This is a genomic window from Glutamicibacter sp. Je.9.36, from assembly GCF_051129975.1.
Lineage (GTDB): Bacteria > Actinomycetota > Actinomycetes > Actinomycetales > Micrococcaceae > Glutamicibacter.
In genome coordinates, this window is record NZ_JBCPSN010000002.1 from 262774 (window position 1) to 283690 (window position 20917).

The window sequence follows — 20917 nt, forward strand, 5'->3', positions numbered from 1 at the left end:
CTTTTGTGGACTGTGCTCGTTTTGGCGACAATACTTGTTGCGGCACTTGCCGGCTTCCGTTTGTTCAAACGGGGAATGGCGGTCGTCGAGGGCCTGGGCGACGCTGCGGATCACATCAGCGCCGGTTTAAGCCAGGAGGGCACCGTCGTCGAGTACGCTGCGAACCCTCGTCGCTACCCGCACGGAACCGATGCCACGCACGCGGATCCGGAGAAGATCAAAAAGCTTCGCGATAAGGGCAAAGCTGAAAGAATCGAGGCGCGTCGAGTTCGCCGCGTCGCACGTCGCGCACAGCGCGGCCAAGCTCAGAACATGCGCGATCTTGGCTTGTTCTGACGTAGACTTTAGATAGAGAGAAGGGAATCCACATGGGTGGCTTACAGGGATGGCATTTGGTCATCATTATTGTGCTTGCACTGCTGCTTTTCGGCGCTCCAAAGCTTCCAGGCTTGGCTCGCTCGATGGGCCAGTCGCTGCGCATTTTCAAGTCCGAGGTTCGCCAGATGAAGGATGATGATCCTAAATCTGAGACCGTTGATGGCACCATCAATGATCCGAACCCCAACGAAAAGAACAACTCTTAGACCTCTTCAGTGGCAACAAATAAAGACAAGAACCCGCGCAGCAAAAAGAAGCGGGCCAAGGACGCAGAAGGTCGGATGGCTCTCAAAGAGCATCTGATTGAAGCACGGAACCGGTTATTCAAGTCGCTCATCGCGCTGACATTGGGCACGGTAGCCGGTTTCTTCGTATACGACTGGCTGCTTGCCTTGCTGATCGCACCCGTGAAAGCTGCCGGCGGCTCGGTAGTGTTCACCGCGGTGATGTCACCCTTCGACATCATGATCAAGGTGGCGCTGTTCGTCGGCCTGATCGTTTCCTCGCCGGTGTGGCTCTACCAGCTGTGGGCATTCATCGTGCCGGGACTGAAAAAGAACGAGCGCCGTTTGAGCTACAGCTTCGTAGCAGCCGCGGTTCCGCTCTTCCTCGGCGGCGTGGCGATGGCCTACTTCGTTCTTCCGTTTGCGCTGGAATTCTTCATTAGCCTGTCGCCGGAGAACTCGGATAACCTGCTGAACATTTCCGAGTACCTGCCGTTTATTTTCCGCCTGCTCCTGGCATTCGGCTTGGCCATGCTGGTACCTGTACTGATGGTTGGCCTGAACATGGTCGGCGTCCTGCCAGCCAAGCTCATCTTGAAGAACTGGCGTATCACCGTCTTCCTCATCGCCCTGGTTGCAGCTATGGCAGCACCAGGCGGCGATGCAATCACGATGTTCGCGCTGGCTGGACCGTTGTTCCTCACCTTCGCCGTTGCCACCTTGATCTGCCACTTCAACGACAAGAAGCGCGCAAAGAAGCTGGCGGCACGGGAAGCCGAGAATGAACGCCTAGCAGCTGGTGAAACTTCTGGCATTGAAACCCCTAGCTCGATTGACGAACCTAAATCCCAGCTCTGAACCAGGGCAAGAAAGTGAACGACCACAAGTGACTTCACCCGCGGAACGCTACGCGAATTCCAAGGCACGGCAGGTCGAAAACGGCACTGCACTTCCTGAATTCCGGGCAAGCATCTCCTTCGACCTGGATCCATTCCAGGCCGAAGCTTGCCAGAAGGTCGCAGAAGGGCACAGCGTACTGGTCGCTGCGCCCACCGGCGCCGGAAAAACTGTTGTTGGCGAATACGCCATCTACCAGGCTCTAGGCGAGAACCGCAAGGCTTTCTACACCACGCCCATCAAGGCGCTGAGCAACCAGAAGTATTCGGAACTGGTCAATCGCTATGGAGCGCAGAAGGTCGGGTTGCTGACCGGCGACACCTCCATCAACTCCGAAGCGCAGATCGTCGTCATGACCACCGAAGTGCTGCGCAATATGCTGTACGCGGATTCCCAGACCCTCGACGGCTTGGGCTACGTGATCATGGATGAGGTCCACTACCTCGCCGATAAATTCCGTGGTTCCGTATGGGAAGAAGTCATCATCCATCTGCCGTCCAACGTGCAGATCATTTCACTCTCGGCAACCGTGTCCAACGCCGAGGAATTCGGTGGCTGGTTGGATACCGTCCGGGGCCAGACCGATGTCATCGTCTCCGAGCATCGCCCGGTGCCGCTCTTCCAGCACGTCATGGTCGGCCCTAACGTGGTGGACCTGTTTGCCGAAGACGTAGCCTTCGACAAGGTGGCTGAAGACGATTCAAAGGCCTCGGTCAACCCCGAACTGCGAAAACTCGTACGCTCCCACAGCCCTGGCGGCCGAGTGCAGCGCGGCCGGGGTCGCGGCGGCCGTGGCCCCCAGCGCAGTTCCGGCATGGGGCACCGCATCAACCGTCCGGCGGTTATCGGGAAGCTTGACCGTGCTGCTCTGCTGCCAGCTATCTTCTTCATTTTCTCCCGCAAGGGCTGCGATATGGCCGTGCAGCAGTGCGCCATGGCTGACCTGCGCCTGACGACCAATGAAGAAGCCGCCGAGATCGCGCAAGCGCTGGATGAAGTCGCCTACCGGATCCCCAGCGAAGACCTGGACGTGCTGGAATTCTGGTCCTGGCGCGATGGTCTGGTTCGCGGCTTCGCTTCCCACCACGCCGGCCTGCTCCCGATCTTCAAGGAAATCGTTGAAGACCTCTTTGCGCGCAACCTGATCAAGGTGGTGTTCGCAACCGAGACCCTGGCCTTGGGAGTGAACATGCCAGCACGTTCGGTCGTGCTGGAAAAACTCGTCAAATTCAACGGCGAATCCCACGTGCAGATCTCTTCGGGGGAGTACACCCAGCTCACCGGCCGTGCCGGGCGCCGCGGCATTGATGTCGAGGGCCATTCGATTGTTGTCTGGAACCCCGACCTGGAACCGGAATCCTTGGCAGGACTCGCTTCGAAGCGTACCTATCCGCTGAATTCCTCGTTCCGTCCGACCTACAACATGTCCACCAACTTGCTGGCGCAGTTTGGCCGTGAGCAGACGCGTCAAATCCTCGAAACCTCCTTTGCCCAGTACCAGGCGGACCGTTCCGTGGTGGGCATGGCGCGCCAGGTGCGTTCCAAGGAAGAATCCCTGGCCGGCTACGCCAAGTCGATGGAATGCCATCTCGGAGATTTCACCGAGTACCTGAAACTCCAACGAAACCTGGCCCAGGTCGAGAAGAACGCTGCGAAGGACCGCCGCCACGAGCGCCGTTCGGCAGCTGAGCAGTCCCTGCAGGCCGTGATCCGCGGCGACGTGGTGGACCTGCCAGGTGGCCGCCGCTTCGGCCGCGCCGTGGTCGTCGAGCTTGATCAGGCCATGTACAACCCGCGACACACCGTCCTGACCGAAGAAGCGCAGCTTCGCCGGCTCTCGGTGGAAGACCTCAACGGTCCAGTGCAGATCATTTCGCGGATCAAGATTCCCAAGGGGTTCAACGGGCGCACGCCGAAGGAGCGCCGGGACCTTGCTTCATCCTTGCGCAACGCGATCTACGAGTCGCGTCCTCCACGCCAGGACGCACAGAGCTTCGATTTCGAGGGCTCGGATTCCTTCGAGCGTGAAATCAACGCGCTGCGCCTGGAGCTCAAGGACCATCCTTGCCACGCCTGCTCGGAAAAGGACCAGCACATGCGCTGGGCCGACAGGTACTGGAAACTGAAGAAGGACACGGACAAGGCCCGTCGCGCCATCCGCGGGCGAACCAATACCATTGCCACGCAGTTCGACAAGGTCTGCAAAGTGCTCGAGCAGTTCGAATACCTCGTGCCTTCCGAGGGCGGCGAAGATTTCGCGCTGACCGACTCGGGCCGCCGCCTGCGCCGCATCTATGGCGACCGAGATCTGCTCACCAGCCAGATCCTGGAGACCGGCAAGCTCACGCAGCTCAATGCGGAAGAACTCTGCGCGGTTGTCGCCAGTCTGGTCTACCAGGCACGCCGCGACGGGGACCGTGCCGACCCGAAGATGCCAACGGGCAAGATCGATGACATCTGGAATAGCACCATCAAGATTTGGGGCGAGCTATCGGACGCTGAAGAGGCCTTGGGCCTTGACCCGACCGCTCCACCGGAATCCGGTTTGATCTGGCCAATGTACAAGTGGGCCCGCGGTTCGAGCCTGAACAGCGCGCTGCGCGGTACCGACCTGGCACCGGGTGACTTCGTGCGCTGGGCCAAGCAGGTCATCGACACCTTGGACCAGTTCGCAAAGAATAGCGACCTTCCGCCATTGCTGGTTCGCAATGCCTACAAGGCAGTAGACCAGATCAAGCGCGGTGTAGTGGCCTACTCGAACGTGCTGGACTAGCCAGCAGGTCAAGCAGAAAAACTTAATAGCCAGTGCACGAGAAAAGGGAGACGCTGATGGCAAAAACACTCTACCGAAACGGGTCCATCTACTCGGCGGCCGATCCATTTGCTACCGCAATGGTGGTGGACGGCGACACCATTTCATGGTTGGGTGGCGAGGACGCAGCCGAGCGCCACGCGTCTGCCGTCGACGAAGTGATCGACCTCAATGGTGGTTTGATTACCCCGGCGTTCGTCGAATCCCACACGCACCTTGCCGCCTTGGGCCGCACCCTTTCGGGAGCCGATTTGGGTGCAGCAACCTCGGCTTCTTCGCTGCTTTCCCTCGTCGCCGAGCAGGCGCAGAAATCGACCAAGCTGGTCCTGGCTCAGGGGTGGGACAACTCGAACTGGGCTGACCAGCAGCTGCCCGCGGAAACCGACCTGACCAGTGCCGCGGAAGGCCGCGGCTATTACCTGGCGCGTCGCGATGTGCACAGTGCCCTGGTCAATCGGGAACTGCTGGATCTGCTGGACCTGGGCCACCTCGCCGCTGGCATCATTTCTGGTGCGGATCACGACGCCGTGCGTGAAGCACTCACCAATACGCAGAAGGCCGAACAGGAATACCAGCGCCTGGCATTGGAGCACTACGCCTCGCGTGGTTTCGCCAGCGTTGTGGAGATGGCGGCTCCGCATATTGAGGGCCGAGAGGCGCTGGAGCAGTTGCTGGCCATCGACAACCCTGAACTGCCGCAAGTCCATGCCTACTGGGGCGAACTGGTTAGCGATGCAGACATCGCCCAGGAGCTGGTCGCATCCTTCCCAACGGGAAAGGTGCTGGGCTTGGGTGGCGATCTTCGCGTGGATGGTTCGCTAGGCAGCCACACGGCGTACCTGCGCGAAGACTACAGCGATCAGCCGGGCGAACGCGGCACCCTGTATCTGAAGCGTGACGAAATTGCGGCCCACCTGGTCGCTTGCAGTTCCCGGGGGATCCAGGCCTCGTTCCATGTGATCGGAGACGGCGCCCTGGACGAGGTGTTGGCAGGTTTTGACCTGGCTGCTGAGCAGATTGGGGCAGCTAAGCTGCAGATGTGCCGGCACCGCCTGGAGCATGTCGAGATGGTTGATGAAGACTCGCGGGCCCGTTTACTGAAGTACGCCATCATGGTTTCGATGCAGCCGGTCTTCGACCAGGCGTGGGGCGGCTCGAACGGCATGTACGCGCAGCGCCTGGGGGAGCGCGCAGCTTCGATGAACAACCTCTCTGCCATGCTTTCGGCTGGTGTGCCAATGGTGCTTGGCTCCGATGCTCCGGTAACCGAGGTTGATGGCTGGCAGGTTGTTCGCGCCGGCATGAACATGACGAATGCTGAGGCTCGCATTTCGGCTCGTGCGGCCTTCTTGGCTCAAACCCGATCCACCTATCGCGCCATGGGCGAGATGAACCCGTTCGCCGGGCAGCTCGTGATCGGCGCGCCGGCGACTTTTGCAGTGTGGACTGCCTCTGAACTTGCTGTGCAAACTCCGGACGTCCGAATCAGTTCTTGGAGTACCGATGCACGAGCTGGAACTCCGATGCTTCCGGTGGTTGATGAGGAAATTCCGCAGTGCCTGCGTACAGTACGCGCTGGAATCACGCTTTTCAATACCCTTGAGCCAAGCGAATCGGCTTAAAGCGAAACAGATGCTCAATAAGCAGAATGATTTCGCAAATTTTGCCCTGACTAGTGGTGTCTAGGTAAAGAGTGAAGTCATTTGATGGTTGACAGCCTAGGTGGGGTACCCACTAGGCTGGTCTAAGCGCCTCTTCGAGATGCACATGCATTGCGTTGGAAACTACGCAATTTAAACAACGATCCTCAGTGACCTTAGATAACATTCTCTGTGCCTTTCGGCGTGGAGAATAGGGCCGAAGTCACTGAGGATCGTTCGTTAATGCGGTGTCTCCAGCGCGCTGATTGGCAAATGATGACTATACTTTGAGTTTGGATTAACTCTTTTCGACCCGGTGTCCTGCATAAGCCATGCAGTCGACGCCGAGCAGGAAAGAGGCTTTGTGTTGTATACCCAGAAAGGTGCCGCCGCGTGCGCGTCATTACAATCATTCCGACTTACAACGAACTGGAGTCGCTCCCGCTGACCGTAGGACGCTTGCGTACCGCAGTTCCTGACTCGGATGTATTGATCGTTGATGATAACTCGCCTGACGGCACCGGAGAACTAGCAGACAAGATGGCTGCTGAGGACTCGAATATCCACGTATTGCACCGTACCGGCAAGGATGGCCTGGGAGCCGCCTACATTGCAGGTTTCGAATGGGCGTTGGCTCGGGACTACGACGTACTGGTAGAGATGGATGCCGATGGCTCGCATATGCCAGAGCAGCTTCCACGCCTTTTGGAAGCCAGTGCCGCGGGCGCAGATCTCGTAATCGGTTCGCGTTGGGTCAAGGGCGGCGAAGTCGTGAACTGGCCAATGCTGCGCAAGATCATCTCGCGCGGCGGCAGCTTCTACTCGCGCACCATGCTGGGCTTGCCTCTGCGCGACATCACCGCAGGCTACCGCGCCTTCAAGCGCGAAACCCTGGAAGCAATCGATTTTGACGCCGTTGAGTCGCGCGGCTACGGCTTCCAGGTGGACATGACCTTCCGCGTGGCCATGCTGCGCAAGACGATCGTTGAAGTTCCCGTGACCTTCGTAGAGCGCGAACTGGGCGCGTCGAAGATGAGCGGCAACATTGTGTTCGAAGCAATGTGGAATGTCACCCGCTGGGGCTTGGGCGCCCGGTGGAAGAAGCTGACTTCCAAGAAGTAGTACCCGTGGTTAAGCGAACTGGCGTGCAACGATTGATCGTTGCACGCCAGTTCGTTTAACCAGGAATCATCATCAGGTCTCGGGCAGGCAGTGAAATACAAACCAGCCCGCCGCCCCAAAGGCGGACTGTGCAGGATGAAGATAGCTTCTACGAAGCTGCTTAGGCCGGCGGCGCTGGCCGCGCAATGTCATGCAGGCTCTTTGACGCAGTTGAAAATACTGGGCGTGGTCGTTGAGCCCATAGCAGCCAGGCAAAAGAGTGAGGGCTGGGTTTGATAACCATCGGTCATCAAACCCAGCCCTCAACCAAGCCCCTACGGCCATGCTAAGGCAGCATGGAACCGTGCGTGGGGGAGATTAGGCAGTTTCCCCGCGAGCAGCGCGCAGCTGCTGGAGGCGGTCTGCCAGAGTCTTTTCCAGTTCTTCTTCGGAACGGCGCTCAAGAAGCATGTCCCAGTGGGTACGGACAGGCTTTTCATTGCCCGGTTCTTCGGCCTTGGCTTCGCCGTGGACGAGCTTGGCTTCCTTACCGGTCTTGGTGTGCCAGGTTGCTGGAATTTCAGCTTCGGCAGCAAAGACGACGAAGACGGTCTCGCCCTCTTCGGTACGGTATTCCACACGCTGACGGGCAGCCGGCTCCACACCTGCCTCAGATTCCATGCTCTGTGCACCCAGGCGCATGCCTCGTAGGCTGCGATCGCTCATGTTTTCCCTCCGCGATGATTGAAGAATTCGCTACACGTACCAACGTTTGGCACTCGGAAATAATTCCCTCCGACTAGAGGTGAAGATAATTCTTGGTGCCAAAACATCCATTATACGCGTCTGCGGCGAGGTGCATTGTATGCACCTCGCCGCAGACGGCTAATCGGTTCTAAACCAGCTGTTGCTACAGGTTGCTACCTGGGGCCGATGGCGATTCCGGAGTGGCAGGCTTGCTGCCCGATCCGTTGCCGCCCAGCGCTCCGCCGATGCCCTTGAGTGCTTCGGTCAGTTCGCTTGGAATCACCCACAGGGTATTCGAAGTGCCTTCGGCAAGCTTCGGCAGAGTCTGCAGGTACTGGTAGGCGAGCAACTCATGGTCCGGCTTGCCGGCGTGAATTGCATCGAAGACCTTCTGGATAGCCTGGGACTCGCCGTCAGCGCGCAGAATTGCGGCCTGGGCATCGCCCTCGGCTTCGAGGATGGAAGCCTGGCGTGCGCCTTCGGCAGTCAGGATGGAGGACTGCTTGGTGCCCTCAGCGGTCAGGATGGCAGCACGGCGGTCACGCTCGGCGCGCATCTGCTTCTCCATCGAGTCCTGGATGGACAGCGGTGGATCGATAGCCTTCAGCTCGACACGGGAAACACGGATGCCCCACTTGCCGGTTGCCTCGTCAAGGACACCACGCAGCTGGCCGTTGATCTGGTCGCGGCTAGTCAGGGCTTCTTCCAGATTCAGGCCACCGACGACATTACGAAGCGTAGTGGTGGTCAGCTGTTCTACGGCCTGGATGTAGTTAGCGATTTCATACGTCGCGGCACGCGGCTCGGTGATCTGGAAGTAGACCACGGTATCAATCGAAACTACCAAGTTGTCCTCGGTAATAACTGGCTGCGGCGGGAAGGAAACAACTTGTTCACGCAGGTCCAGCAGCGGCAGCAAGCGATCCACAAAGGGGATCAGGATTGTCAGACCGGGATTTAGGGTTCGGTTGTACTTGCCGAGGCGCTCAACGATGCCAGCACGTGCCTGCGGCACGATGCGCACGCTGCGCAGCAGGACGACAATCACGAAGATTGCCAGAACGACAAGCACAATAGTCAAGCCAAAACCATCTGAATTCATGGTTCGTACTCTCTTTCCTTGTGCAGTAGTGATGAATTTGGGGGCGTCAGGCTAGCTAGCCGTTTGCAGGGTCAGGGGACTTCGCGGTGAGGTATGCAGTTGCCCCGTCGATACGTGAAACCACGGCATAGGTGCCGGGATTCATCGTCGGAACGCTGGATTCAGCACGGGCGGTCCAGATCTCTCCACGGATCTTGGCCGAACCCGACATGCGCGAGGTCGGCTCGAGAATAAGTGCATCCGCACCGATTAATCGCTCGATATTGGTGCGGAAGCCCTCGGGTGATTTCCGTAAATGTTTGACCGCAATAGGTCGAACCAGGAAGATCATCAACAATGAAATGACGCAGAATACAAGGACCTGCAACCACATGGGTCCACTGAGCAGTGCGACCGCTACACCACCAAGGGCACCTACGCCGAGCATGATGAAGTAGAGATCAAGAGAAAGCATCTCGATGATCGCCAGCAGCAAGAACAGTGCCAGCCAGATCACCCAAGCGTTGCTGATGATCCATTCGGCTGTTGTCATGGCATTCACCTAAATTCTGTTAGGACATTGACCAGTCGTAACTGGTCTTTCCTACATTCTGCCGTAGAAGGCAGATAAAAGGTGTAGTCATTTTGGGGTATCTTCTAGCCCTGCGTGACGAATGCGTGTACTCCAAAGGAAGCTGTTACAGGCTGGGAACCCAACGCCAGCGTCTGCTGATGAAGGATCTCAGGGGAGAGGTGGTGTCCGGACGGACCCATGAATGCAAGGTTATAGAGATCGTCCGCATTCAGGTTCATCCGATATGTCAGATTCTTGGATCCGAGATGATTAAGGCCTTCAGCCGCAAATTTTTCCACCAAGGCGGCTTGCTTGCCCTGTCCTACGGTGAGCATGCCCAACGGGTCGACGACTTCGTTGAGATGATCTGGTTCGCCGGTCACGACAATGCATAATCCACCAGTACGCAGTACACGTTGGAACTCTGCCGGGTTATGCGGTGCGAAGCAGTTGATCACCACATCGCGTGATCGGTCGGCAGTAGGCAATTTGCGCCAGACATCCCAGACCACAGCGAGCGTGCTTGGAACCTTCGCGGCACGACGCATGGCAAAGCGGGAGATGTCCAGAGCCAAAGCATCAAGTTCAGCAGCAGGAGAGTTCTCTAGAATCTTCCCCAGGTAGTAGCCGGTACCTGCGCCCGCATCCAGCACGTCAAGCGAATGTCCGTCGTGATGATCATTGATCAGCTCGGACAGCGCGCGCGCCAGTGGCTCATAATGTCCCTTTGACTGGAAAGCATCGCGGGCTTGGACCATGGCCGAGGTGTCTTCGAGGAAGTTCGTTCCTTTGCCAGTAAGGAAGTTGAAGTAACCCTGTTTGGCGGCATCAAAACGATGCCCGGCTTCGCAACTCAGGGTTCTATCCCGAGTTTCCTCGAAGCCAAGGGGTTGCTCGCAGACCGGGCAAGTAACGTTCGTGGTGCCGGAGAACATTAGAATTTCAGAACCTCTTGTGCCGTTGCAACGTCCATGCTTTCATGGCGCCACAGTTCGGATTCGTTAATCAAGGAGCGGGTAAGTGCTTTGTCGATATAGACAGTGCCCGACAGATGATCAGTTTCGTGCTGGACAATGCGGGCCTGCCAACCGGAGAAGCTTCGAGTTATTTCCTGGCCGTCCCGGTCCTTATAAGTGGCGGTGATATCGGCGGGCCGGCTCACTACGCCTTGGAATCCTTCGAAAGACAGGCAACCTTCGTAGAAGACTGCCGCGCGCTCTGTTGATGCCGTATATACGGGGTTGAAGATCTCGAAGTACTCCAGCGGCTCACGCTCTCTGTGCGAGGCAGCTTCTTCCGGAATGGGATAGAGATCTTCGAGCACGGCAATCTGCAGGGGGATACCCACCTGAGGAGCGGCGAGTCCTACGCCAGGGGCGTCGTACATGGTCTGGCGCATTGCTTCAAGGAGTTCTTCGAGCAGTTCCTGCGGAAGCTGCTGCTCGTAGGCCACCGCCTGCTGGCGGAGAACGGGATGTCCCAGCTGGACAATAGGCAGTATGAGGTTCTCATCTGCAGTCTCCAGGACTTCTCGAACGATATTCTCGATGTCCTGTGCGGTGTACTGGGTGTTCATCGGCAAGCGCTAGTCCGTTCGTATTCGTTGAGCTGAAGTTGAGCCAGGCGCGAGGTGAGTCGGGCCTTTTCAGTGTCATGCAGCATGTGTCCAAGATTGCCCAGATTGTCTGCGGCGTACAGATGAACTTCCACGTTCTTGTCGTAGAAGATATCGATAAGATTCGCCAATCGGCGTTCCTCATCCATTGGCATGGTGGCACTAGCTGGGATGCAGGTTACATGCCAGCGCGAATACCGGCTTGCCAAATCCAAATAGTCGGCAGTGTTGCGGCGGGTTCGGCAGATCTGCTCGAAGCTGATCCAGATCTCATCCGCATTCACATGGACTGGCCCGATTTCGTCGTAGCCGATCTGGATCATCGTATCGTGGACCGGCAGTTCGCCTGGTGCTTCGAAGAGATTTAGCGTGCCTCTCCGATACCCGTCCAAGACCTGCTCGGGATCGGCGGCGAGCTGTCGGTAGTCCACCGAATGATCCAGCGAGAATACAGTGAAGTCCCGTTGGATCCGGTCAATAATTGGCTGAACCAGGTGATGGAACGTGTCATCGTCAAGCAGCTTCTCCGGCCCGTAGTTCGACGTAGTGACCAGCTGGATCTCGTGTTCCGTGCAATGCCGAATGAGCTTGGCCATGAACATCGCGTCGCCAGGTTCGGTGCAATGGAACTCATCGAAGACCAGCAACTGCAGTCCAGCTAGCTCGCGCTCAAGCCCTTGCGAGAAAATCGCGCCCAGCGGCTGGCCGGGGACACGGTTGACCGGGGAATTCACGCGCTGGAAGAACTCGTGGAAATGGAAGCGCGCTGTCGTGGTTTCAGGCAGCACCGAGACCAAGGTATTGATGATGAGGGTTTTGCCTCGACCAGGAGGGCCATAAATGTAGACGCCAGGGTGCTTTGCCGTCATCGTCGTACGCAAAGTACGGCCTAGAAGGTCGATCAGATCACTCTGAACCGGGTCAACTTCGATACCTTGCAGCTTGAGAGTTTCGCGGATCTGAAGAGCGTACTTATTCCCGTGGGGAATGCGTAGCAACGGATTAGCCATATCTAAATTTTGCCACTGAGCGCAGACGCGGCCAATCTTCTGTGATGCAATCGCCACCATTCCAGCTTGCAGGGACGCCTTGCGGTGCCGAGGCGACGTTAGAGTGCCTAGTCAATAAGTCTTCGATTTATTTCGAAACGGATGATTTAAATAGGGGAGTGCTCCCCAAGATGGCTACGAGCCTGTTTAGTCTTGTGAATTTTGAGCATACCTATCGCTTTATCTTGATCCGTGGCCATAATGGACACACCCACAGAGCTGGGTTGAAGCAGTTGAATCGGACCAGGGCGGGCGAAATGCGGAGAGGGAGCGCGTGAGATGACCAGCGAATTCATTGTCCCAACGGCTGAAGACGAGATCGTCTCCAGCGATCTTTTGGACATGTCGGCAACGGTACTCAAAACCTTGTCGGATCCGGCAAGGCTCCAGATGCTCTGGGCGCTGTCCATGGACGATCTTTCCCTGTCCGATTTGGCGCAGCTGATCGGCGTTAGTCCAACGGTTGCCGGCCAATTGCTATCCAAGCTGCGGACAGCCGGTGTATTGCAAACGAGGAAGTCCGGCCGCCATGTCATCTACTCGATGCATGATGAACGATCGCGCGAGTTCATTCGGCAGACCCTGGACTTCGCGAGGCACCGGCTGGATTTGCAGGATCAGCGTCAACAAGCTGAGCAGTAAGCGGCCTTGGAGATCCGAGGCGTAAATGGACGAATAAGGCTACTTCCAGCGACATTGCAAACAAGCCGATAATCTACATTATGTAAAGTAGTGGAAATCTCCGACTCCCCACGCAGGGTCTCACTGCAGCCATTTGTGCTGGATGTCCAGTACATCGAAGTAGGCTCCTTTCATGCCCATCATTCGAAAGTTCGCTGACGCTTCGGCGGGATCTGTGGATCTCAGGTGGTCCTTCGGCGTATCGACCGACAGGCTTTGGCACGCAATGATCGATCGTCAGGCATTGCCGCTCTGGCTGGGAACTCACATCGCTGGCAGCCTTGACGTGGGTTCTACTGTGCAGATCGAGCATGCGGAAAACTACATCTGCGAGAGCCGGATTGAACAGGTCGAGCCAGCATCCGCACTCTTGATGTCCTGGAAGTTTCCGGAGGAATCTGTGTCGGAGGTTAGTTTGACTCTGCAGTCGAGCCTCTTCGGAGCTGAACTTGCGCTGAGCCACTCCAAACTCAGCGTTGGCGTCTCGAATTACCTGGCGGGATGGGAAACGCATCTCATGTATCTGGAGGCCGTCCTGCTTGGGGCTCCGCGTTCGATGGATCAATTCTGGGACGTTTATCAGGAGGTATTCGAGAACTAGGGCGATTTCCTCTTGCCACTCCCCTCGATGTTATTCCAAACGATGATCGATCCGGTTAGAGTACACCGCGCCTGGTCAATGCCGACCTCAAGTCCGTAGCGGAAGCAAAGTGATGTGTGTGGATCCCGAGATCGGTCGCCCCGACAAGTTTCCCGGCGGAATCGTCGGTAAAGAGGATCTGGTTTGCACACAGGTGCAGGGCGTTGATTACGTGCAGAAATGCTCGTCGGTCTGGCTTCGGATAACCGATTTTTGCTGAATTGAATACTCGGGCGACGTGGGTGGCGATTCCTTGCCGTTTAAGTTCGATGTCAATGGTGTCGCTGCCGTTCGTGAGAATGGCGGTGGTGATACCTGCACGTTGCAGATCGTCGAGTAGCTGCAGCACATCGCGATCTACAACGGGCTCTATGAGACCCCATGCGTTGGCGGCTTCCGTGGATCCAACGCTCTTCCCAATCTCCTTGATCCATGTCAAACGAGATATTTTACCTGTAGTGAGTCGTTCCAGGCGAGCAGGGTCGAAAGCCGCCGCGTTCAAAGTGCCCGATGGCAACCCATATTCCATTTCAACGTCAGCAGTGGCGGCCTCGGGAAAATTGCGGATCACTCCGTCCAAATCGAAAACTACTGCGTGGATCATGGGTGCCATCCTGCCAGATTCAGGCGCATTGGGGCACCTGGGTCCAAGTGCATCCGGTGCCTTTCCTGCAGCAAGGGCCTGCCTAGAAATCAAGCAGGTGCTGCGTCAACCGGGAACTCCATGTTCCAAGGCAAGATGTCGGCGGTATCCCTGGAGCCAGATAGGCTAGTACTTGACCGAGTTCCCGGACTACTCCCCTATCTACCTTCAAGGACAGAAAACACCCTATGTCTCCAAGCGCCCTGTACCGTCTTGTTGCCCGCGCTGAAGCTGTCACATGGACGATGCTGATCATCGCATTGATTTTGAAGTACGTCGTCAAGGTTGGTGATTGGCCTGTTTCCATTGCCGGCTTCATCCACGGCTTTGTCTTCCTGACTTATGCAACGATGGCTGTGCTCATTGGCATGAATCAGCGCTGGAGGAAGTCGCTGATCATTGGAGCTGCCGCGACCGCCGTCGTCCCGTATCTGACCATTCCTTACGACAAGTGGCTGGAACGCAAGGGAAAGCTGGAAGGTACCTGGCGTACCGAAGCAACCGATCATCCAGATGATCGCAAGTGGACCGACGCGACGATGCGTTGGCTTGTTGCCCGCCCGGCGCTGACCACGGTCCTGCTATTCGTCCTTATTGCCGGTATCTTCTCGACCATGCTTTTCATTGGCCCTCCAGGTGGCGAGCACTAATCATGGATTCTATGAGGAGCAGCCTGCTTTCGCCTGGGCATCACTGAATGCCCTGACTCCTCAATCCAATGTGCCTGGCCCGGACACTTCCATGTGTTCTTGGCCAGGCAAATTCTGTTTAATCCGGACATAGCAGGGTAAGGCTAGAACTACTTGGTGGTGCCTTGTTTAGGTGCGTAGTGAACCATCACCAACATTGCAATTAGCTCTACCAGGGTCTGGCTAACGACTACGGCAGAGGCTAGTTCCAGCTCCGCGGGCAAAGCCAAGGCCAGGGGAAGCACGACCAGAGAATTGCGTGTGACGCCGCTGAAAGTAACTGCCCGCCGTGAAGCGGTGGGCAGCTTGAAGAGTTTCCCCGCGGAGTATCCAAGGACATTCATGATGCAGATGAACAGGGCGAAAACCATAATGGCCAGCCCTAGTTGACCCAGGCCTGCTCTCACCGTGAAGATCTGTGAGCCGACCACGCTAAATAGCGTTCCCATCATCAACGGAACCATTAGATACTCGGCCCAATCCCCGATGGGCTCTGCCCAGGTAAATCGTTTGGCGAGTGCCTGGGTGAGTGCTGCTGCCAGTAGTGGGAGCACGATCAGTCCCAGCAGTGCCCCCAGGAAAGGAGCTGGCACGATCATGCCGATCGCCGAGGGGCCAGCAAATATATAGAGGTATGCCGGCACGAGCAGCATCTGCAAGATCAACAAGAGCGGTGTGGCCGCCAGCAGCCGTTGGCTGTCTCCCCCGGCTAGGCCGGTAAAGACGATAACGTAGTCGATGCAGGGCGCTAGCAAGACCAGCAGCACGCCGAAGAGCAGCGCCTGGTCCCCCGCCACTATTCGCGATAGCCCGAAGGCTACGAGCGGCACCACGGCAAAGTTGACCGCGCACAGTGCACCCATGAAGCGAATGTCCCGGAAGGCCTCCGGAAAACGGGTCAGCGGCATGCCCAGGAAAGTAGCGTAGAGCAGTAACCCAAGGAACGGGTTAACCGAGTTCTCGAGACCCTTGCTTGCGGCAGGCAAAGCCAGGCCGAGAACGCAACCGGCAGTGATCGCGGATAAATAGAGGGCGATCTGGTGCGTTTGCATCCATGCATTGCCAGGCCAGATCTTCATAGGACTAATGCTAGAACAATAGCTGCGGCCACCACGGCCGTGAGCTCATTCGGGCGAGCCTCGACGGCGACCTTCTGTGTCTGAACCGACAACGATCCAGCCAACGCCGAATTGCTCACGGACACCGGGGTAAACCTATGATGAGTACATGAAGGATTCTATTCGTAAGTGGCCGCTGTGGATGGCTGTCGACGTTGTTCTCATTGTTCTATTCGCCCTGCTCGGTCGACGTGAACACGAACATGCCTTGAGCATTGGCGGCATCCTGATGACCGCCCTGCCGTTCTTGGTTGCCTACGTCGTCGTGACCTTGCTGTCCAAGCCTTGGACCACGATCAACAATCTCTTCCCTGTTGGCGTACTGGTTTGGGTGGTGACCGTAGCAGCGGGCCTTGCGCTTCGCGTTGCCATGGATTCCACTGCGGCACTCCCCTTCATCATCGTCGCGACATTGGTTCTGGGCGCATTCTTGATGGGGCGTCGGCTGGTTACCTCAATGGTGGCTAAGCGGCTAGGTAAATAGCAGGCCGAGCCCGTAGGAACCGGCAGCGACGAGACCGCTGGCGAAAGTCCCCAGAATAAACTGTTCGGCGGCGCGATGGTTTTTCAGTTCAGAGAACCGGCCAAGACCCTTAACCGCCAAGACGACGGCAATGCCTTCCGGCCAACCGGCCCAGAGGCTTCCAACGATGGCCGTGCGCTCCAGGAGTCCGATCCACAGCCCGCCTCGAAGCGGTGACGGGTCGGACTCCTCCTTTTGGAGCTCGACATCATTCTTCGCAGCAAGCCGGAAAACGAGTTCCGTAAACGGGCCACCGAAACTAATGGCAAAGATGGAACTCAGGACGATCGCGTACACCGGCGAAAGCCCTTTCTGCTCCAACGAAGTTTGAGAAGCAACTGCCAGCAGGGCCGAGAGAATGGCGAACAGGGCAGAGCCCACAACTAGCCAGTCGCGGACACGAGCTCGTTTGCCCATGGCATAACCAAGGTAGGCAGCTATGCAAGAGACAAACGCCGCCAGGCTCAGACTCCCCCAAGCGATCCAAAGCATTTACTGCTCCTTTAGCATCTTCAGCTGTCGGTTCAGCGATTTGGCAGCTTCATCCATCATTCGGTTCGCCTCAAACCATAGCGCGGCCGACAGACGAGAAGAGACAGCCTGCTGGGTGATTCCTAATTCTTGGGCGATCTGCTGCTGGGTCAGGCCTTCGTCGGCCAGAGTGCCCGCTTCCCATGCCGTGGCCCGTCGCTTTGAAACTATGCAGGCAGTCAGCTGGAGCTCGGCTTCCAGACGGGTGGCTTCATGCGACGGTCCATGAACAGCTAGATGCGCATTGGTGTTCTTTGCCCGCTCAACTGCGACACGAGCATATTCAAAGGCAGGCCCCCGGCCGGCACGGGTTTCTTCGGGCAGTGGCGTTTCGACTTGCCCGAAGCCAATGCCGACACTCCAGTCCCCTGAAGCTGCCATCATCACTGCCAAGCGAATTGCTTCGTTGGCGTTATCCAAGACTGCTTGGACTTCATCGCCGGCGGTTCGCTGGAAGGGGCGAACCACTGGAACGGTAGCATTAGCTTGCTTGACTAGAGCCTCCACCTTATCTTCGGTGGAACGGGAACGCCGCTGGTCAATGGTCAACACAATCATGGAACAATTCTAAAACTTTGTATCCTAATCTACAAATTAAAATCATTGTAGTATGCGAAGTGGAGTGATGCGCCCATGCCTCTCATTCGCTGCTTTTCGACTAGAGTTGATTCCAGATCAGCCGCCGCCTGGCAGGCGACAAGTTAGAACCGAAAGGCACAGTGATGGTCACCGCATTCGTCATGATCCAGACTGCAACGGACAGTATCCCTGAATGCGCTAAGCAGATCTCCGCAATCTCGGGCATCAGCGAAGTCTATTCCGTAGCAGGCGACTGGGACTTGATTGCAATTGCACGAGTCAACAAGCACGAGGACCTTGCCGAAGTCATTGCCAATAAGCTTTCCAAGATTCCAGGCATCCGCGGCACCCAGACCCACATTGCATTCCGCGCATATTCGGAACATGATCTTGAAGCAGCTTTTTCCCTTGGCCTAGGCGACTAAGGACTTTTCACGAACAAAGCCGGCCTTCGGTTCAGCGATTGTACAATCGCGAACCAAAGACCGGCTTTGTTGGCATCTGACGGTGCTACGCGCCTACGATCGCCTGGGTCGTTGAGGACCAGGCTTCCAAGGTCGCCTTCGCCGCACCGGAATCGATGGAATGCGCCGCTTTCCCAATCGCCGCCCGCATGCGGTCTTCGAAACTGCCTTCAGCAGTATCGCTGTAAGCCACCATTCCGGCAGCCGCGTTCAGGAGGACCGCATCTCGAACGGGTCCGGGAGTCCCCGAGATGACATCTCGTACAACCCCTGCGTTATGTAGCGCATCTCCACCGCGCAGATCATTAAGCGTCGCACGGGCGAATCCCACGTCCTGGGCATCGAACGTGAACTCGGTGACCTTGCCGTCGCGTACTTCCCAGACGCGGTTAGCTGCAGTGGTGGTTAGTTCATCCAGCCCGTCATCCCCGCGGAAGACCAGGCCACGCACGCCACGGCTTGCAAGAACGCCCGCCATGATTGGTGCCATGACCATGTCGGAGCAGCCGATGGCGGATGCGCTGGGCAATGCGGGATTGGTCAACGGGCCCATGAAGTTGAAAGCGGTTGGTATGCGCAATTGACGGCGTGCTCCGGCAACGTGGCGCATCGAGGGGTGGAAGACGTTGGCGAAGCAGAACGCAATCCCAACCTTGTCGTACACCTCTACAAGGCGCTCGATTGGTACCTCCAGGCGGACGCCCAATGCTTCAAGCACGTCGGCGGAACCCGAGGACGAAGAGGATGCGCGGTTGCCGTGTTTAACTATGCTCACGCCGGCGCCAGCGCACACCAGGGTGGCCATCGTTGAGATGTTGACGGTGTTCTGGCGATCGCCACCGGTCCCCACAATGTCCAAAGTTTGTGCATCGATAGTCAAGGGGCGCGCATTGGCGACCATGGAGTCCACCAAGCCGGTCAATTCGGCCACGGTTTCACCCTTGGATCGCAGTGCAACCAGGAACCCGGCAATCTGAACGTCGCTCGCCTCGCCGGACATGATCTCATTCATTGCCCAAGCGGCCTGTTCGCGGCTGAGATCGCCACCGTTGATCAGGGTGGCCAATAGATCTGGCCACGTCGGGAACTTTTCGTTTACAAGGCTCGTTGACACATGGGAAAGCCTATCCAGACACCGGGGCGCTACCCAATTCATGTCGTTAGATGATGTGGCTCAGGTCGCTAAAATTGCCTAGTTTCTGGGGATAAATACGAAACACTTTCGTTGCATAAGTGATTGTTTCGTGAGACTCGCCGGATGAAGCTCTACGAATTGTAGAAAGAGTTTTCTCTGTACTTCCGCATGTTTCCGCGGATGTTGCCAAGATGTGGCGCAACAAACCTCTGCCAACCCGCTTTTGCATTGGTATCTGAGGGGCATTTAGAGACATAATGTCAGTGTGACAACTGCGACTCATGCCCCAAATACGACGGCGCCACATGCGCCGAACCGCCCAAACATGGTGTCGGTGGGAACGATGGTGTGGCTCTCCAGCGAGCTCATGTTCTTCGCCGCCCTCTTCGCCATGTACTTCAGCCTCCGGGCTGCCGCGCCCGAACTATGGGCGACTGAAACTGCCAAGCTCAACGTACCGTTCGCGCTGGTTAACACCATCATCCTGGTGTCCAGCTCGTTCTCGTGCCAGCTAGGCGTGTTCCGTGCCGAAGAATTCAAGCCTCGCCGTTCCGGTGGGCTTTTCAACTTCAAGGAATGGGGAATGATCGAATGGTTCATTCTTACCTTCATCCTTGGCGCGATCTTCGTTTCGGTTCAGGCCTACGAATACGCTGTCCTCGTTAGCGAGGGCGTGGCATTCGACTCGAACTCCTACGCTTCGGCCTTCTACATTACGACCGGCTTCCACGGCATTCACGTCGCTGGTGGTCTGATTGCATTCTTGCTGATCATTGGTCGTGCGATGCTGGCTAAGAAGTTTGGTCACTTCGAAGCAACCGGCTCCATCGTTGTGTCCTACTACTGGCACTTCGTTGACGTTGTTTGGATCGCCCTGTTCGCGATCATCTACTTCTTGAAGTAGCAACTTAAATTCATTAGTTGCCTCAACAAGAAGTACGGCAACACCACACCAAAGAAACTAAGTGAGGAACCAGCAAGTGAAGGCTCTTTCGAAAAAGCGCCGCCACCCGCTCGCCGCTGTGGCCCTGCTTCTGTTCGGATTGCTGATTACCGGCAGTCTCTACACTGCAGCCGGTAACATCAGCGAAGCGAAGGCAGCTGAGACCACTTCTGCATCGCAGGCCGATGTAGAAGAAGGTCAGAAGCTTTTCGTCGCCAACTGCGCTACTTGCCACGGCATGAATGCCGAAGGCTCTGACTCCGGTCCATCGCTGATCGGCGTTGGCGCGGCTTCTGTTGACTTCCAGGTCGGCACCGGCCGTATGCCGATGCAGATGCAGGGCCCGCAGGCCCAGGTCAAGCCAGTACAGTTCGACGACGAGCAGATCTCCCAGCTGGCAGCGTATGTTGCAAGCCTGGGTGCAGGCCCAGCGATCCCTGATGAGGAATACTTGGATACCACCCAGGGCGACGCCGCCCACGGTGGCACCGTCTTCCGTGTGAACTGCGCAATGTGCCACAACGCGGCTGCTGCCGGTGGCGCGTTGACCCGCGGCAAGTTCGCACCAACCCTTACCGGTGTATCCGAGAAGCACATCTACGAAGCGATGGCTACCGGCCCACAGAACATGCCAGTGTTCAACGACTCGAACATCACCCCAGAAGAGAAGCGTGACGTTATCACCTTCCTGAAGACCATTGAAGCAAATGGTTCCGCTGGCGGTGCAGCCCTGGGCTCCCTGGGTCCAGTTGCTGAAGGCCTGTTCACCTGGACCGCAGGTCTGGGTATCATCATTGCCTTCACCATTTGGTTGACCTCGCGTCCTTCCTAAGGCAAACCCGCGGCCTCGGCC

Annotated in this window: 24 protein-coding genes; 13 read left to right on the forward strand and 11 right to left on the reverse strand. The window is 57.1% G+C overall.

Annotated elements, in window-relative coordinates:
• The first annotated feature begins 75 nt into the window (after positions 1-75).
• The 6 genes from AAZQ98_RS05565 (at position 76) to AAZQ98_RS05590 (ending at position 7073) form a co-directional block, all read left to right on the forward strand.
• A complete protein-coding gene (locus AAZQ98_RS05565; RefSeq protein WP_133833372.1) occupies positions 76-336 on the forward strand; it encodes a hypothetical protein in 261 nt (86 codons plus the stop codon).
• A 32-nt stretch (positions 337-368) separates the two neighbouring features.
• The gene (gene tatA / locus AAZQ98_RS05570) at positions 369-584 is read left to right on the forward strand and encodes a Sec-independent protein translocase subunit TatA (protein ID WP_105657843.1); all 216 of its coding nucleotides are present in this window, start codon (positions 369-371) and stop codon (positions 582-584) included.
• Between the two features lie 9 nt (positions 585-593).
• Positions 594-1460, forward strand: coding sequence for a twin-arginine translocase subunit TatC (gene tatC, locus AAZQ98_RS05575; RefSeq protein WP_105657844.1), 867 nt, complete (start codon positions 594-596; stop codon positions 1458-1460).
• A gap of 28 nt (positions 1461-1488) precedes the next feature.
• Positions 1489-4272: a DEAD/DEAH box helicase gene (locus AAZQ98_RS05580; RefSeq protein ID WP_434690445.1), complete on the forward strand. Its 2784-nt coding sequence runs from the start codon at positions 1489-1491 to the stop codon at positions 4270-4272.
• A gap of 56 nt (positions 4273-4328) precedes the next feature.
• Positions 4329-5933, forward strand: coding sequence for an amidohydrolase (locus tag AAZQ98_RS05585; protein ID WP_434690448.1), 1605 nt, complete (start codon positions 4329-4331; stop codon positions 5931-5933).
• 411 nt (positions 5934-6344) lie between these two features.
• Positions 6345-7073 carry a polyprenol monophosphomannose synthase gene (locus AAZQ98_RS05590; RefSeq protein ID WP_105657847.1) on the forward strand — a complete coding sequence of 243 codons (729 nt, stop codon included), beginning with the start codon at positions 6345-6347 and terminating at the stop codon, positions 7071-7073.
• 357 nt (positions 7074-7430) lie between these two features.
• On the opposite strand, the gene AAZQ98_RS05595 is transcribed toward AAZQ98_RS05590, so the two are convergent.
• The 6 genes from AAZQ98_RS05595 to zapE all read right to left on the reverse strand — a co-directional run bounded on the left by AAZQ98_RS05595 (position 7431) and on the right by zapE (position 12079).
• Positions 7431-7778, reverse strand: coding sequence for an RNA polymerase-binding protein RbpA (locus AAZQ98_RS05595; RefSeq protein ID WP_105657848.1), 348 nt, complete (start codon positions 7776-7778; stop codon positions 7431-7433).
• A gap of 184 nt (positions 7779-7962) precedes the next feature.
• Entirely contained in the window at positions 7963-8901 is a 939-nt protein-coding gene (locus tag AAZQ98_RS05600; protein ID WP_105657849.1) for an SPFH domain-containing protein, read from the reverse strand.
• A 55-nt stretch (positions 8902-8956) separates the two neighbouring features.
• Positions 8957-9433, reverse strand: a complete 477-nt coding sequence (locus AAZQ98_RS05605) for an NfeD family protein (protein WP_105657869.1) — start codon at positions 9431-9433, stop codon at positions 8957-8959.
• A 104-nt stretch (positions 9434-9537) separates the two neighbouring features.
• On the reverse strand, positions 9538-10389 hold the full coding sequence (locus tag AAZQ98_RS05610; protein WP_434690450.1) for a putative RNA methyltransferase: 852 nt from the start codon (positions 10387-10389) through the stop codon (positions 9538-9540).
• Complete coding sequence (gene def / locus AAZQ98_RS05615; RefSeq protein WP_434690452.1) at positions 10389-11030, reverse strand: peptide deformylase; 642 nt, start codon at positions 11028-11030, stop codon at positions 10389-10391. The genes AAZQ98_RS05610 and def overlap by 1 nt, the downstream gene beginning before the upstream one ends.
• Complete coding sequence (gene zapE, locus AAZQ98_RS05620; protein WP_434690453.1) at positions 11027-12079, reverse strand: cell division protein ZapE; 1053 nt, start codon at positions 12077-12079, stop codon at positions 11027-11029. Before zapE ends, def begins: the two co-directional genes overlap by 4 nt.
• A 318-nt stretch (positions 12080-12397) precedes the next feature.
• On the opposite strand from zapE, the gene AAZQ98_RS05625 reads away from it, so the two are divergent.
• A complete protein-coding gene (locus AAZQ98_RS05625) occupies positions 12398-12760 on the forward strand; it encodes an ArsR/SmtB family transcription factor (protein WP_434690454.1) in 363 nt (120 codons plus the stop codon).
• A 172-nt stretch (positions 12761-12932) separates the two neighbouring features.
• Positions 12933-13400 carry an SRPBCC domain-containing protein gene (locus AAZQ98_RS05630; RefSeq protein WP_434690456.1) on the forward strand — a complete coding sequence of 156 codons (468 nt, stop codon included), beginning with the start codon at positions 12933-12935 and terminating at the stop codon, positions 13398-13400.
• Positions 13401-13455: 55 nt separating this feature from the next.
• Here AAZQ98_RS05630 and AAZQ98_RS05635 read toward each other — a convergent pair whose 3' ends face one another.
• Positions 13456-14043: an HAD family hydrolase gene (locus AAZQ98_RS05635; protein ID WP_434690457.1), complete on the reverse strand. Its 588-nt coding sequence runs from the start codon at positions 14041-14043 to the stop codon at positions 13456-13458.
• A 227-nt stretch (positions 14044-14270) separates the two neighbouring features.
• Here AAZQ98_RS05635 and AAZQ98_RS05640 point away from each other — a divergent pair, with 227 nt between their 5' ends.
• Positions 14271-14732, forward strand: a complete 462-nt coding sequence (locus AAZQ98_RS05640) for a DUF3817 domain-containing protein (RefSeq protein WP_434690459.1) — start codon at positions 14271-14273, stop codon at positions 14730-14732.
• A gap of 149 nt (positions 14733-14881) precedes the next feature.
• Here AAZQ98_RS05640 and AAZQ98_RS05645 read toward each other — a convergent pair whose 3' ends face one another.
• The gene (locus AAZQ98_RS05645) at positions 14882-15850 is read right to left on the reverse strand and encodes a bile acid:sodium symporter (RefSeq protein WP_434690460.1); all 969 of its coding nucleotides are present in this window, start codon (positions 15848-15850) and stop codon (positions 14882-14884) included.
• 148 nt (positions 15851-15998) lie between these two features.
• Between AAZQ98_RS05645 and AAZQ98_RS05650 the strand changes: the two genes are divergently transcribed.
• Complete coding sequence (locus AAZQ98_RS05650) at positions 15999-16373, forward strand: DUF3054 domain-containing protein (protein WP_434690462.1); 375 nt, start codon at positions 15999-16001, stop codon at positions 16371-16373.
• On the opposite strand, the gene AAZQ98_RS05655 is transcribed toward AAZQ98_RS05650, so the two are convergent.
• Positions 16362-16904, reverse strand: a complete 543-nt coding sequence (locus tag AAZQ98_RS05655; protein ID WP_332486223.1) for a hypothetical protein — start codon at positions 16902-16904, stop codon at positions 16362-16364. The two genes, AAZQ98_RS05650 and AAZQ98_RS05655, sit on opposite strands and share 12 nt — an antisense overlap.
• Positions 16905-17501 carry a sigma factor-like helix-turn-helix DNA-binding protein gene (locus AAZQ98_RS05660; protein WP_105661274.1) on the reverse strand — a complete coding sequence of 199 codons (597 nt, stop codon included), beginning with the start codon at positions 17499-17501 and terminating at the stop codon, positions 16905-16907.
• Positions 17502-17665: 164 nt separating this feature from the next.
• Between AAZQ98_RS05660 and AAZQ98_RS05665 the strand changes: the two genes are divergently transcribed.
• On the forward strand, positions 17666-17947 hold the full coding sequence (locus AAZQ98_RS05665; protein ID WP_105658354.1) for an Lrp/AsnC family transcriptional regulator: 282 nt from the start codon (positions 17666-17668) through the stop codon (positions 17945-17947).
• An 85-nt stretch (positions 17948-18032) separates the two neighbouring features.
• On the opposite strand, the gene trpD is transcribed toward AAZQ98_RS05665, so the two are convergent.
• On the reverse strand, positions 18033-19100 hold the full coding sequence (gene trpD / locus AAZQ98_RS05670; protein WP_434690463.1) for an anthranilate phosphoribosyltransferase: 1068 nt from the start codon (positions 19098-19100) through the stop codon (positions 18033-18035).
• 286 nt (positions 19101-19386) lie between these two features.
• Here trpD and ctaE point away from each other — a divergent pair, with 286 nt between their 5' ends.
• Complete coding sequence (gene ctaE, locus AAZQ98_RS05675) at positions 19387-20025, forward strand: aa3-type cytochrome oxidase subunit III (RefSeq protein ID WP_105658353.1); 639 nt, start codon at positions 19387-19389, stop codon at positions 20023-20025.
• A 76-nt stretch (positions 20026-20101) separates the two neighbouring features.
• Positions 20102-20896 carry a cytochrome bc1 complex diheme cytochrome c subunit gene (gene qcrC / locus AAZQ98_RS05680; RefSeq protein WP_105658352.1) on the forward strand — a complete coding sequence of 265 codons (795 nt, stop codon included), beginning with the start codon at positions 20102-20104 and terminating at the stop codon, positions 20894-20896.
• Positions 20897-20917: the final 21 nt, after the last annotated feature.